The 14,487-nt window shown below is 39.5% G+C and carries 12 protein-coding genes and 2 tRNA genes; 9 read left to right on the forward strand and 5 right to left on the reverse strand.

Annotated elements, in window-relative coordinates; translation table 11 throughout:
* Positions 1–248 precede the first annotated feature (248 nt).
* The gene (locus HG267_RS12650) at positions 249–467 is read right to left on the reverse strand and encodes a DUF6364 family protein (RefSeq protein ID WP_045869292.1); all 219 of its coding nucleotides are present in this window, start codon (positions 465–467) and stop codon (positions 249–251) included.
* Entirely contained in the window at positions 464–757 is a 294-nt protein-coding gene (locus HG267_RS12655) for a BrnT family toxin (protein ID WP_045869293.1), read from the reverse strand. The genes HG267_RS12650 and HG267_RS12655 overlap by 4 nt, the downstream gene beginning before the upstream one ends.
* Before the next feature lie 151 nt (positions 758–908).
* Here HG267_RS12655 and HG267_RS12660 point away from each other — a divergent pair, with 151 nt between their 5' ends.
* The 6 genes from HG267_RS12660 (at position 909) to HG267_RS12685 (ending at position 9,620) form a co-directional block, all read left to right on the forward strand.
* Positions 909–1,343 carry a SufE family protein gene (locus HG267_RS12660; protein WP_045869294.1) on the forward strand — a complete coding sequence of 145 codons (435 nt, stop codon included), beginning with the start codon at positions 909–911 and terminating at the stop codon, positions 1,341–1,343.
* Positions 1,344–1,367: 24 nt separating this feature from the next.
* Complete coding sequence (locus HG267_RS12665; RefSeq protein ID WP_045869295.1) at positions 1,368–2,273, forward strand: alpha/beta fold hydrolase; 906 nt, start codon at positions 1,368–1,370, stop codon at positions 2,271–2,273.
* 1,589 nt (positions 2,274–3,862) lie between these two features.
* A complete protein-coding gene (locus HG267_RS12670) occupies positions 3,863–4,441 on the forward strand; it encodes a helix-turn-helix domain-containing protein (RefSeq protein WP_096622044.1) in 579 nt (192 codons plus the stop codon).
* A gap of 21 nt (positions 4,442–4,462) precedes the next feature.
* Entirely contained in the window at positions 4,463–7,177 is a 2,715-nt protein-coding gene (locus HG267_RS12675) for a peptidase domain-containing ABC transporter (RefSeq protein WP_045869297.1), read from the forward strand.
* Between the two features lie 86 nt (positions 7,178–7,263).
* Positions 7,264–8,790 (forward strand): HlyD family efflux transporter periplasmic adaptor subunit, encoded by a 1,527-nt coding sequence (locus tag HG267_RS12680; protein ID WP_096622042.1) that lies wholly within the window; start codon positions 7,264–7,266, stop codon positions 8,788–8,790.
* A gap of 44 nt (positions 8,791–8,834) precedes the next feature.
* A complete protein-coding gene (locus tag HG267_RS12685) occupies positions 8,835–9,620 on the forward strand; it encodes a peptidylprolyl isomerase (RefSeq protein WP_045869299.1) in 786 nt (261 codons plus the stop codon).
* A gap of 244 nt (positions 9,621–9,864) precedes the next feature.
* On the opposite strand, the gene HG267_RS12690 is transcribed toward HG267_RS12685, so the two are convergent.
* Positions 9,865–10,080, reverse strand: coding sequence for a hypothetical protein (locus HG267_RS12690; protein ID WP_045869300.1), 216 nt, complete (start codon positions 10,078–10,080; stop codon positions 9,865–9,867).
* A 675-nt stretch (positions 10,081–10,755) separates the two neighbouring features.
* Here HG267_RS12690 and HG267_RS12695 point away from each other — a divergent pair.
* From HG267_RS12695 to HG267_RS12705, 3 genes are all read left to right on the forward strand, one after another.
* A complete protein-coding gene (locus HG267_RS12695) occupies positions 10,756–11,727 on the forward strand; it encodes a CobW family GTP-binding protein (RefSeq protein WP_045869301.1) in 972 nt (323 codons plus the stop codon).
* Between the two features lie 158 nt (positions 11,728–11,885).
* The gene (locus HG267_RS12700) at positions 11,886–12,929 is read left to right on the forward strand and encodes a WD40 repeat domain-containing protein (RefSeq protein WP_045869302.1); all 1,044 of its coding nucleotides are present in this window, start codon (positions 11,886–11,888) and stop codon (positions 12,927–12,929) included.
* Positions 12,930–13,211: 282 nt separating this feature from the next.
* On the forward strand, positions 13,212–13,484 hold the full coding sequence (locus HG267_RS12705) for a hypothetical protein (RefSeq protein ID WP_045869303.1): 273 nt from the start codon (positions 13,212–13,214) through the stop codon (positions 13,482–13,484).
* Between the two features lie 754 nt (positions 13,485–14,238).
* Here the strand turns inward: HG267_RS12705 and HG267_RS12710 are convergent.
* Both HG267_RS12710 and HG267_RS12715 read right to left on the reverse strand, forming a co-directional pair.
* Positions 14,239–14,310: transfer RNA gene (locus HG267_RS12710), tRNA-Thr, on the reverse strand.
* A gap of 84 nt (positions 14,311–14,394) precedes the next feature.
* A tRNA-Tyr gene (locus HG267_RS12715) sits at positions 14,395–14,480 on the reverse strand.
* Positions 14,481–14,487: the final 7 nt, after the last annotated feature.

Here is a 14,487-nt window from a genome sequence, read left to right on the forward strand (position 1 = left end):
TGTACTTAATTTAAAGTTAGGTGGGACACTTTAATTTGTACTTTACCGTGTCTCGGAACTGTTGTGGGAGAGCTTATATGTTTTTTCATTGAAGGGGTTTTGGTATTTCATCGATTTTTTGAGATATTGCTTCACCAAAAATATTAATGCTGCATTTTACACAAAAGCGAAATCTGCCAATACTTGCTTATTGAAAGATGAACACGCAAGTTTTGGCAAATGCTCATGATAAACGCGTAATTTATTTGTTAGACCTTACTTACCCACTCTAAAGACGGCTTGCGCTGAGATTTTACACAATCCTGTAAGTAAAGATTGATGAGACTTTGATAGGAAATGCCTGTTTCTTCAGCTAAGGCTTTAAAATAATCAACCACATCTTCTTCCAGCCGAATTGTCACCTGCTTCTTCAGCTTCTTCAAATATGGATTTTTAACAGATTGGGAGAAATCGTACTCTTCTTTCATAAGAAAAAACTGTAGTATTGCTGACGCTCTTTTTTCGTAGCCTTTCGAGCCGAGATGATGCGGATAACCCCCTCACTGTCCTGATAAATATGACAGACCAATAACAAACGTAGTGAATCACTCACACCTAAAAGTATGTAGCGATCCTCTTCTCTAGAATGCTCAGGATCGTATATTACTCGAGCATTCTCATCATAAAAAGCAGTTTCTGCCTCCTCGAACGATACACCATGCTTTTGCTCATTAGATCTCGCCTTGCGTTCGTCCCACTCGAATCTCAACTGGCTCATAATTACAGTGTAGTTACAATGTATATCATAAGCAACTTGAGTGGTATGGAAAGTACTAGCTTTTCAGTTTTGGCAAATGCTCATGATAAACGCGATCGCTCTCTAGATAATTTACACTCAAGAGAAGACTGATTTATTTGCAGCTGCTTTTATGTCTTCTTCTACAAACTCTTTACCACCTGCTCTTGCTAAAATTGTGCAACGCTTTCAACGCGCTTCTGACCCAAAACGGCGCTATGAACAGCTCATCTGGTATGCTCAAAAGTTGCCAGAGTTCCCAGAAGCTGACAAGGTAGCAGAAAATAAAGTACCTGGTTGCGTTTCTCAGGTTTATGTCACCGCCAGCTTGGAGGAAGGGAAAGTTAAGTATCAAGGAGATTCCGATTCTCAATTAACTAAGGGATTAGTAGCACTATTAATTGAAGGTTTAAATGGCTTATCTCCTACAGAAATTGTGCAACTGACACCAGATTTTATTCAAGACACTGGTTTAAATGTCAGCCTCACACCTTCCCGCGCTAACGGTTTTTATAACATTTTTAAAACAATGCAAAAAAAAGCGCTGGAATGTAAGTTAGAAGAATAAATACTGAGTGTCGAGTAAAAACTCATGTCTACCAATTTATTATCCACCGATGATGCTGTTGGATTTGGTGGAGTAGTTAAAGAATTTCTCTGGAATTGGGAAAACCAATCTTTGCGAGTGGTTTACGAAACCTTGGGACAAGGTGCGCCACTTTTGCTACTCCCGGCTTTCAGCAGCGTATCCACTCGTGAAGAAATGGGTGAACTAGCGAGGTTATTAGCTCCCCATTTTCAAGTTGTCGCTGTAGATTGGCCTGGTTTTGGCGAATCTTCTCGCCCCAGTTTAGATTACCGTCCAGAGTTATATCAGCAATTTTTAGCAGATTTTATTAACGCTGTATTTAACACAGCAATTAATGTGTTGGCTGCTGGTCATGCGGCTAGTTATGTGTTGCAATTAGCTGTCAAACAACCTACGGCTTTTGCCAAAATAGTATTAGTAGCTCCCACTTGGCGTGGCCCTTTACCGACAATGGGGGCAAATCCTCAAATTGCGGGTATGGTGAGAGGATTAGTGCGATCGCCTATTGTGGGGCAATTCCTCTACAAACTCAATACTCTGCCATCTTTTTTAAATTTTATGTACCGTCGCCATGTCTTTGTGGATGCGGCGAGACTGACTCCTCATTTTATGGAAAAGAAATGGCAAACCACTCAAAAACCAGGAGCGCGATTTGCTTCGGCGGCCTTTGTGACTGGTAACATCGATGCAGTGCATGAGCAATCTGAGTTTCTGGGATTAATCCAGTCACTTTCTGCGCCACTGATGATGATAATTTCCGAATCTGGCCCGCCGAAATCAACAGCCGAAATGCAAGCTATGGCGGCGTTACCAGGGATAACTAGTGTTGTGCTTCCGGGTTCTTTAGGTTTACATGAAGAATACCCTGCAGAGGTTCTCGAAGCCGTACTCCCTTTTTTACTTAATTAAACCCAAAATCATATTTACCCGTTTATTCAGCGCTGTTGTCAGAAAAAACCATTTTGAAAAAAGAATGCGACAGATGGTAAGGGCATGGCGTGCAGCGCCCTCTGGAAGATATTGATGCGTCGCAAACATTTTTTGATTTGGTATTACTGATTAAAGAAGCCAGAAGAATTGGGGGGATTCTCCCCCAAACCCCCGATTGGGTGACGGTTGCGTCCCCCAAACCCCCTCCAAAATTATTATTCGGTTTTTTTGTTGAGTAATACTAATTTGAAAAAAGAATGCGACAGATGACAGGGGCACCGTGTGCCGCACCCTCTGGAAGATATTGATGCGTCGCAAACATTTTTTGATTTGTTATTACTGATTAAAGAAGCCAGAAGAATTGGGGGGATTCTCCCCCAAACCCCCTCCAAAATTATTATTCGGTTTTTTTGTTGAGTAATACTAATTTGAAAAAAGAATGCAACAGATGGTAGGGGCACGGCACGCCGCATACGTGTCAACTTAAGCTAAAAGCTATATAGGGCGGGCGTTGTACAAATACCTCGCGCCCTCATCCCCTAACCCCTTCTCCTGGGGGAGAAGGGGAATTAAATCTCTTGCTCCCCTCTCCCGCCGGGAGAGGGGTTGGGGGTGAGGGCGAAACCTTGCACAAGAGCGGGTTTCACGTTAAGTTGACACCAATAGGCACGCCGTGCCCTCTAGAATATATTGATGTGTCGCAAACATTTTTTGATTTGGTATAAATTTGTAAATTAAGTATGTAACTTATTTTTAAGTAATTTTTTATCTGATTCTTTCCTGATCAATCAGCTTAGTTGTTACCTTAATTCTGCATCAAGCTAACTTTTGTAAGTTACAATTCACAATAACTTGCAGCTAAAATTTCCGAAATTATTGCATATTTGCCTGTACAAAAATTCAGTCTCAATTAATACGTCCAATATTTTAATTAAATTTCTATCTTTAGATAGATGCACAAATATAAGTACCTATTTTCAGGGCTTTGATGTCCATAAATTTGTTCAATTCACAGGAATAATCGTTAAAAATCAGATTTTTCATGCAATTAAGCCTTGACATTCTCTCAGATGAGAGACTACAACAATATAGTGCGTGAATACACAGTGTGATGCTTTGTTGCTACCACAATTAACTGGTTTTCAGATAGCTACTAATTACATAAATCTGTTAACCAAAAAATCATATGGGTTAAGCATCTACAACTACCCAATATGACAGTTAAACATAACTGCTCTGTTATGATTTTTACGTCCTGGCGTTTCTATTTGTTGTTAAACAATGGCATAAATTAACAGAGATAATTATTGACAGCTAATTATTTCTGATACCAGTTTTGTATTAAATTTTACTGAATGATTATCTGCTCCTCTTGGCGTTTTTCTCTGTGAGACGCTGCGCTTACTATTGCAAAGAAGCGAGTTAAAAATCTTGTCTCACAAAGTAACAAATTCATCAATGGGTAAATAAGATAAAAAGTTTGAGCATTCCTCAATAGTTTGTGCCATCTTCAGGACAGCACAACGGTAGATTTATTGGGAAACAATTTAGATTTAATGGTCAATTGTATGTCACGAAATAAGTTTGAAAATATTGAAAATAAGTTTTTTACCCCCGAACAGCATCAGAATTTATTAAAAAATTTACAAGGGAATCTGCAACCAGAATATCGTAAGAGATTAGAGATTATGCTGCTGGCAGATATGGGTAAATCCCAAACAGAAATTTGCCAGATTTTAGGTTGTTCTCAGGAAATGGCACGTTACTGGATTACTATTGCCAAAGCAGGTTTAGCGGAGCAATGGCAACAAAAACTAATCGGTAGACCAAAAACAGTAAACCAACAATATATAGCCAGATTAAAAGAATTGCTCAGTCATAGCCCCCGCAATTATGGTTATGCATTTAGTAGTTGGACATCTCAATGGTTAAGCAAACATTTGGCTACTGAATTTGGTATTGAGATTAGCAATCGTCACATTAATCGCTTACTCAAAGATATGGGTTTAGCTACTCAAAAACAACGCTCATCTAAAAAAGTAGAGTCTCCAGCAATTAAGGTGACTGGTGTAAGAATTAGTGACTTACAATCTCACAGTGATGCTCATATATATCAATCATTCAATCTAGTTCAAATTAATAGATAAATTTGGAATATCAAAGCAAGAATGAAAACAAATTTTTCCCAAGAACAATTAAGTCAATTACTGAATCAAACCTTAGGTGAAAACCTTACAGACAGAGAATTGCAGACTTGCTGGGCAAAAATTGAAATTGTGGAACCAGCCGTAGCAAAACTATTTTGGCAATCAAAAGATGCTCAAGCGGGAATTTATGTAGTGCTGACGGGTAAAGTCAGATTACTAGATAGTGATGGTAACTTAATTTCTACTCTTGCAGTTGGGTCATCATTTGGTGAAATCACCTTGTTTCCTCAAGAAAACTTGAGCTTTTATGCGGCGAGGGCTTCAACAAATTTAAAACTCTGTTATCTCAGCATCGATATATTGCAGACTTTGATGACTAAATATCCTAAAATCTGCGATCGCCTTTTGGTACGTGCAAAGCAATTAGCAGAGTTGACTAATTCTCAAGAAGCTCAAAATCATCGCCAATCTACAATTCCCAATGTTATCCCCTTTCCCGCAAACATTACCCCCAAGAAGCCCCAACCACGGGCTTATTTCCCCACTCCTCAAGTCAAAGCCAAACATTTATGGGCAAAATTAACTCAACGCTATCCCTTCTTTGAACAACAAAGTGCTACCGATTGCGGTGTAGCTTGTTTAGTTATGCTAGGGCGCTATTGGGGTAAACGCTTTAGTATCAATAGATTGCGAGAGTTAGCTAACGTCAACCGCGTCGGGGTTTCACTGCGAGGTTTAGCCACAGCAGCTGAAAGTATTGGTTTTGCTAGCCGTCCAGTTAAAGCTAGCCTAGACAAATTAGCTCAACAACCACTACCTGCGATCGCTCATTGGGAGGGTAATCATTATATTGTCGTTTATGAGGTTACCAAAAAACAGGTAATTGTGGGCGATCCGGCGATCGGTCAACGTACCCTTACCCATACTCAATTTCAATCTGGGTGGACTGGTTATGCTTTATTATTACAACCTACCGCCCTCTTCAAAGAAAGCGAAGAAGCCAATACACCATTTTGGCAGTTATTTGAGTTAGTTAAACCTCATTGGTTAGTCTTACTAGAAGTTTTTATTGCTTCTGTATTTATCCAGTTATTTGGATTAATTACGCCTCTATTCACTCAATTACTTTTGGATAGAGTAATTGTTCAAGGTAGCACTCTCACCTTAACTGCTGTAGGTTGTGGCTTAGTAATTTTTGGATTATTTCGTGTCGCCCTCAATGGACTCAGACAATACTTGCTAGATCACACAGCTAACCGCATCGGTGTAGCGTTAATGGTAGGTTTTATCAAACATACATTCCGCTTACCTTTAGCATTTTTTGAGTCGCGCTACGTCGGTGATATTATTTCTCGTGTGCAAGAAAATCAGAAAATCCAGCGTTTTCTTACAGGTGAAGCCCTGTCAATTGTTTTAGATTTATTGACAGTATTTATCTATGTGGGATTAATGTTTTGGTATAGCTGGCAAATGGCATTGTTAGCACTAGCAATTGTGCCGCCATTTTTAATTTTGGCAATAGTTGCTACACCCTTCTTTCGGCGGATTAGTCGAGAAGTTTTTCAGGCTTTAGCTAAGGAGAATAGTTATTTAATTCAATCTCTCACTGGTATTCGTTCTATTCGCTCAATGGCAATTGAACAAACTGTGCGCTGGCGTTGGGAAGAATTACTGAATAATTTGACTAAAAAAATGTTTGGTGGTCAAGTAATTGGTAACCGAATGCAAGTTTTTAGTTCGACCATTGAAACTTTAGCCACTACAGGATTACTTTGGTTTGGTGCTTGGCTAGTAATTCAAAATCAACTGACAATTGGGCAATTAGTTGCTTTCAATATGTTGTTAGGTAACGTCATTAATCCCTTTCAACGTCTCACCGTTCTCTGGAATGAATTACAAGAAGTAATTATTTCCACGGAACGAATTAATGATGTACTTGCAGCCGAACCAGAAGAAGATTTACACCATCAACCACGTCAAGTTTTATCAGCAATTCGCGGTCATCTTCGCTTTGAGAATATGAGCTTCCGCTATCATCCTGATAGTGATATTAATGTCCTGGAAAACCTAAATTTTGAAATTCAGCCAGAACAAACAGTAGCCTTGGTAGGACGTAGTGGTTCCGGAAAAACCACCCTAGCTAAACTGATTTTAGGTTTATATCCGCCCACAGACGGCAAAATTCTCATTGATGGTCATGATGTTAATAGTTTAGCGTTGCGATCGCTACGTTCTCAAATTGGTGTTGTCGATCAAGATACGTTTTTATTTGGCGGTACAATTCGCGAAAATATTAGTATCGCTGTTCCAGAAGCTTCTTTAGCAGAAATTATTTCAGCAGCGCGTTTAGCTGGTGCAGATGAATTTATTCAACAATTACCAATGGGTTACGAAACCCAAATCGGTGAAGGTGGTGGAATGCTATCTGGTGGACAACGTCAACGTCTAGCAATTGCACGTGCTTTATTAGGTAATCCGCGCTTATTAATTTTTGACGAAGCTACCAGTCATTTAGATGCAGAATCAGAACGCATTATTCAGAACAATTTAAATACAATCTTGCGCGGGCGTACCAGCTTAATTATTGCCCACCGTCTCTCTACAATCCGCAATGCTGATGTGATTTTGGTGTTGGATCGCGGCTTATTAATAGAAAGCGGTACTCATGAGGAATTAATCGCCAAGAAAGGTCATTATTACTACCTCAATCAACAACAACTCGCCCAAGCAGTTTGATTGCTAAGTTAGACTTTTTGGTGCATATATTCAAGTTAAATAGCAGTTTATTGTTTCAGTAAATCTGAGAAACTCATTATTCTACTATGCCTAATCCTGCTAATAATTCATCATCGATATTAACTGAGCAAGCAAGTAATAAATCAACAAGTATTGAAGACAATCAAGCTAAAGCAGATCATGCTCATGATTGGCATTATGGTACAGAAGAACTACTAGATGCCTTACCCAGACGTTGGACAAGATCCTTATTATATTTACTGGTGGGTTTTAGTGCGATCGCCTTACCTTGGGCAATGCTTTCACAAGTTGATGAGACAGGAAGTGCGAGAGGACGTATTGAACCATTAGGTGAAACTCTCAGATTAGACTCTCAAGCTGCTGGTAATATTATTGCTGTCAAGGTGAAAGAAGGCGAAACTGTAAAAGCAGGCCAGTTACTTGTAGAACTAGATTCTAATGTCCTCAAAACTGATTTACAACAGGGACAAGCAAAGTTAGAGGGATTACAAAATCGATTAGCACAAGTAGAACTCCTCAAAAACCAATTACGATTAGCAATTGGTGTTCAAGAACAACAAAACCAATCTCAAGAATTAGAAAAACTTGCCCAAGTCAATCAAGCACAGCAAAATTTAGATGCGAGACAGAGTACTTATAATCTACAAAAACTGGAGAAACTAGCATTAGTTAGTCAAGCTGAACAAAACCAAATTTCCACTCAGACTGCTTATAAGTTATCTACAAGTCGTTGGCAAAGAGATTTATTAGAAATTCAACGTTACCGACCCCTAGGAAACCAGGGTGCAGTGCCTCAAATTAAAGTTGTAGAACTGGAAAAAATTGCTGATGAAAGTGAAAGACTGTTTGAACAAAGTGAATCAGATGTTAAACAAGCAAAATTACGCTTCCAAGAAGAACAAAACCGCTACCAGGGAATAATGCGTCAAGCTCAGGCAGATATTCAGCAAGCCAAATTGCGACTACAAGAACAACAAAATAGTTATAAAACTGTAGTCCATGCTGGTAAATTGGCTTTGTTAAAAAATCAGGAACAACTGAAAGATATGCAAACCCAAATTACTAGTCTGAAATCAGAAATCGCCCAAACCAGAAGCCAAATTACTTCCATCAAAATCCAAATGGCACAAAGATTGGTTAAATCACCTCTTAATGGTGTAATTTTTAATATGCCAATTAAAAAACCAGGGGTATTTGTCCAAACTGGTGAAACCATTGCCCGAATTTCTCCACAGGGCATTCCATTTGTGATGAAAGCTAATATACCTAGTCAAGAAAGTGGTTTTTTGAAAGTAGGAATGCCAGTCAAAGTTAAGTTTGATGCCTATCCATTCCAAGATTATGGAGTAGTAACAGGTAAAGTCATTCGACTTTCACCAGATTCCAAATTAATGGAAACTCCCCAAGGTAAAATAGAAGTTTTTGAAATGGAAATTGCCCTAAATCAATCTTATATCCAAGTTGGTAATAAACCTATACCATTAACCCCTGGACAAACAGCAACAGCCGAAGTAATTGTCCGTCAGCGTCGCCTCATAGATTTTATCTTAGATCCGTTTAAACAATTACAAAAAGGTGGTTTAAACCTGTAATTAATGGCTGATTAAATTAATTAAAAATATCGGAGGAATAGCAAATGTCAAAAATTTTGAATGTATCTCAAAAAGAAATCATTGATCAAGTAAAAATTTCCTGCCAAGTACCTAATTTATTGGAAGCGATCGCCACTCACAAAATTATCTCTAACGCAGCCAGAGAAGCAGGTATTAAAGTAGAAGTAGAAGAACTACAACAGGCGGCTGATGCTTTGCGCGCAGCCAACCGACTCATCAAAGCCGAAGATACTTGGAATTGGCTACAAAAACATTATCTTTCTCTAGAAGATTTTGAACAACTAGCAGAAAGAAACTTGATATCCGTTAAATTAGCGCATCATTTATTTGCCGATAAAGTTGAGCCATACTTTTATGAAAATCAACTAAATTATTTAGCTGCTGTTACCTATGAAGTTGTCTTGGATGATGAAGATTTAGCTTGGGAATTATTTTATGCAGTTAGCGAAGGTGAAATCACCTTCCAAGATGTCACTCGTCAACATATCCAAAGTCCCGAAATCCGTCGCGCTGGAGGCTATAGGGGAATTAAACATCGCCACGAATTTAAACCAGATATTGCATCTGCAGTGTTTATTGCTAATCCTCCAGAGTTACTCAAACCCATTGCGATCGCCCAAAAAGTTCATCTAATTTGGGTAGAAGAAATCATTCAACCAAAATTAGACGAGCAGTTATGCTTAAAGATTATGGGTGATTTATTCACAGATTGGCTAAAACAACAAATTGCTCAATTAGAGATTATTCCTCATTTTGAATCAGATACTTACTCTCAACCAGTTCAGGAATTGCTCAGGATAGCTTCATAATATTTAGATTATACATATAGCTTAGAACCCCGAATTATTTAAGAATTCGGGGTTATAGGCATAATATTATGGCGCTTATAATGCATAATTTTTTCAGCAATTGCTTGAAGCACAGAACGCATTTTTATACAGAATGGTGCGTTAATCTTAAGATTAACGCACCTTACTGACAAGTTATTTACTAATTCAATTTTCTATGGACAAATTATTATTAGTCCTAGAAAGTAATCTCCAATATTAGCTATTAACCAAGGTTGAGAAACTGGGACACTATCTCAGCTTTTAAACCTATTTTGTATGCCTTTAATAAGATGAAAGCTAAGGTTGTTACAAATTTACCGAATCCAGCGTTAAATGTATCCAAGCTACCACCGTTAACAAATGCAGCTTCAGTTTCAGCTACTTCATTGATGAAAGAATTGGAGTCGATAGCCAAGTCAGAAATTGTAATTCTAGACATGATTGTTTTACCTGGTATAAGTGAGTTGTTTGGGAATTAAGCTTTTGTTTGCTTAACTCTTGAATCTATTTTCAACGATATCAACTGAGTATTCAATAGTTAAAAATAGGAGATAAGACATAACTAAAGGATTTTTGTCTTTTAATTAATCAGATAAAAAAATATCAATGATTTAAAAATTTTCTTGATGGATAATGCATTATGGTTTTATAGAGAAAAATTCCTGGAGACATAATTCCAGCAGTTTTGTCTTTTTCACTTCCTTTTACTGCCAAATCAATCATCTTTTAAGAGTATGTTTGATTAGAAAGAGGAAATTCTCACAAAAATGCTACAATTGCAAATTTGATAATATAAATAACAACAGCCAACTGCTGATGGCTGGCAGTTGCGTTATTGCAAGAGTAGTAGTTCAACACACAAATATTGACAAGTGTAGATTGAGGAAAGGGGAAGGATTTTAAACCTTTACCCTTTTCCCCTTACCCTTTCCCCCGCCTGTCAAAACAACTTTGGCAGACTAGATAAGATTCCTGAGCATAACGCCTAACCTAACCCCAAGGAACTCCTTGGTTAAAATAATCTTCAGCCCACGCTGCTGACGCTAGTGTAGCTAAACTTTAACAAGCGCTATCATAGGCAGATAATGATTATCACTACAATTACTTTGAGATTATGATCTCTGCTGAAACATCTAATTCTGTACCTGTAACTGTTTTAACTGGCTATCTCGGTGCAGGTAAAACAACCTTACTAAATCACATCCTCACCTACGAACACGGTAAAAAAGTCGCCGTTATCGTCAATGAATTTGGGGAAGTCGGCATTGATAATCAATTGGTTATTGATGCCGATGAAGAAATTTTTGAAATGAATAACGGCTGTATTTGTTGTACAGTTCGAGGTGACTTAATTCGCATCATTGGTAACTTAATGAAGCGGCGCGATAAGTTTGACCATTTAGTAATTGAAACTACAGGTTTAGCTGACCCAGCACCAGTAATTCAAACCTTCTTTGTCGATGAAGATATGCAAAGCCAACTGGCTTTAGATGCAGTCGTGACAGTTGTTGATGCCAAACATATCTGGCAGCATTGGGAAGCCGACGAAGCCCAAGAACAGATTGCTTTTGCAGACGTAATTTTATTAAATAAAACGGATTTAGTCACACCCGATGTTCTCGAAGAACTAGAAAGACGGATTCGGGGTATGAATGCATTAGCAAAAATCTACCGTACCCGCAATTCAGAATTATCAATGGATGCCTTATTGGGTGTCAACGCCTTTGATTTAAATCGCGCTTTAGAAATAGATCCTAACTTTTTAGGTGAAGATGCCCACGTACATGATGAAACAGTTTATTCTGTAGCTTTGGTAGAACAAGGCGCAATCGATGGACAAAAATTAAACAATTGGATGAGCGAGTTACTACGTACCCAAGGCCCCGATATTTTCCGCATGAAAGGCATTTTAAATATTGCCGGAGAAGAAAATCGCTTTGTCTTCCAAGGTGTGCATATGATCTTTGATGGCAGACCCGATCGCCCTTGGAAGCCCAATGAAACCCCCAAAAACGAACTAGTTTTCATCGGTCGCAACCTTGACGAAGCCAAACTCAAACAAGATTTCTTAGCCTGTTTAGTTTGAAAATATAAGCATAGGGCATGGGGCATAGGGCATAGGGCATTGTGTAATAGGTAATTGGTAATTTTCCTTTCCCCCTTTCCCTTTCCCCCTTTCCCTTTCCCCAATCCCCATTACCCCTTATCCCCAGAGGGGGCCCCGAGTTCCCCAATACCTAACCTATGAACCCCACAACCACCAAAACCCAGGAATTTGAAGAATACTCTTCGGGACTACTTGCAGATTATGTCACTGCGATCGCTTGGTCGCCTGATGGTAAAAACTTAGCGGCAACTTCTGCGGCTGGGGAGGTGATAATGTGGAATGATGCTGATTTAATTACCTTGCAAGCTGCGAATGGTAAATCAGCAGACTGCATCGCCTTTTCCCCAGATGGCAATTTCTTAGCTATTGGCGGACAGGATGGACAGGTAAAAATTTGGCAAGATAACGAATTAATTACCACCTTAGAAAATGCCCCTGCATGGGTTGATAAACTGGCTTGGAACCACACTAGTAACCAACTAGCGTTTAGTTTGGGGCGTTATGTGCAAGTTTGGGATGCAGAGACTAATGATATTGTCGTTACCCTAAATTTCGATAACTCTTCAGTCTTGGGGATTGACTGGCGCAAGGATGGGCAATACTTAGCCATTAGCGGTTATCAGGGAGTCAAAATTTGGCAAACTCAAGACTGGGATGATGAACCATACATCTTATCCATGCCTACTGTGAGTGTAGCTATGGCATGGTCACCCGATAGCAAATTCCTAGCTTCTGGCAACATGGATCGCAGCGTCACCGTTTTGGAGTGGGGTAACCCTGACCCTTGGGTAATGCGCGGCTTTCCTGGTAAAATTCGCCAATTAGCATGGTCAGAAGCTACCACTCAATTAGGCGCGCCAATTTTAGCCTCCTCCAGCGTCGAAGGTATTGTAGTTTGGGAAAAGTTAGAAGATGATTCCCTTGGTTGGGAAGCACGAGTTTTAACTAATCATGTAGAAGTAATATGTGCGATCGCATTTGCACCAAACAGCTTCCTTTTGGCTTCCGCCGCCGCTGATGGCTGGCTATGTCTATGGGATAACGCCCAAGAAGTTAGTCAAATTCTTACAGGTGTATCAGCAGGATTTTCTTGCCTAGCTTGGCATCCCCAAGGTAATTATCTGGCAGCAGGCGGCGAACAAGGAGAATTGCTGATTTGGTCAAAAGTATTGCCTGATTAACCATTTAGGTATAAATTAAGTAATACAAAACAATAAAATACTTAAGTGTTTGTCTTAGCCTAGATATGCTAATCTCATGTATCGATAAGAATCTATCTTATCAAAGGTTTATTTCATAATTGGATTACTATCAAGCCTGTCTAAACAGGTTTAATTTGTATAACCAAAGACTTTAGCTTTGATGCTGAAATCTAGGCAACAATTGAGAAATTTACCAGTCATTGATTGTAGTAATCTCGGTTTAACTATTCTCTATCAAAAGTAGTCTGTATTTGCGAATTTATGAACTTAATCAAATTGATGTTGCTTGCCTTTCCTGTTTTTCTAGCCTCTATTCTGTGGGTAGCTAATCCAGCACAAGCTTCCAGCCTACAATCTGCATCTACTACACAAGTCACCTTAGTAGTATCTGCACAACCAAGTTCTGAATTAGTAGCGCCCAAAATGGCTGCAGCATCTCATTCAATTCTCGAGCAAGCTGGTTGCAACTGTGCTAGTTGCACTCAATCTAAATTTGATTTATTACAAGGCCAGCTACCTTCTGTCGGTATTTAATAACATTAGTTTGAAATAGGATTCATATTTGATTTTTGAAGCACGTAGGATGCGTTACGCTATCGCTAACGCATCTGTGCTAAAGCCATAGGATTCATATTTGATTTTTGGAATTCCGTAGGGAAGCCAGTTGCTTGGGCGGTGAGTGCAGCCACACGTGCAGTAAAGCATCTGAAGGATTCATCCGAAAGAGTTTCCCAGCTTGAGGCGGTTTGAAAGTTCTTATTTACCAGCCCCTTCTCCTGCGGAGAGGCTACGCCAACGGGGCGGGAACAGGCAAGAGGGAACAGAAGAAAAAAGTAGCCCGGATCTTGGTTTTAAGCCGAGTGGAATTGTGGGCGAAATAATCCTTGTATCGCGCTTGTTGGTTGAAACCCCAACGCCAGTTCTCTCAAGTCGAGCCAGCCGCTTGCGGGGGTTCCCCCCGTTGTGCGGACTGGCGTGGGAAACCCGCCCACGAGACTGGCTCCCCCTTGTGGGTGGCTTAGTTTTAAGAGTTGCCCGTTGCCTATTCCCTGTTCCCTATTCCCTGTTCCCTTTCATAAATTAAAAGGTGGGTTAAAAGAGGTCACGAGTCCAATCTTTTGACTTGAGAAATTAGTAAATAAACTCAGCAATAATGACATTTAATGTGTTAAGAGCAGCCTTTATTTGGTCAGTGAACAAGTCATTCTCAGTAATAGAAATTTGTCAACACGGACAAATAGTGCAGTAATTGACAACAGGAGACAAAGTTAGATAGATTGGAATAAAAAGCCCGTGACGAGGATTGAACTCGTGACCTCACCCTTACCAAGGGTGTGCTCTACCACTGAGCCACACGGGCAAACTTAACTTTGATTTTGAGTTAAGAGCTATAATCTTGTGAGCTTTACCAATCTCTCAGAGATTATAACTCCTACCTGTGAAGTGGTGGGCCGGGCTGGATTTGAACCAGCGTAGGCGTAAACCAACGGATTTACAGTCCGTCTCCATTAACCACTCGGACACCGACCCATTTGTC

Origin of the sequence: Tolypothrix sp. PCC 7601 (genome assembly GCF_025677855.1) — a bacterium.
GTDB lineage: Bacteria > Cyanobacteriota > Cyanobacteriia > Cyanobacteriales > Nostocaceae > Aulosira > Aulosira diplosiphon.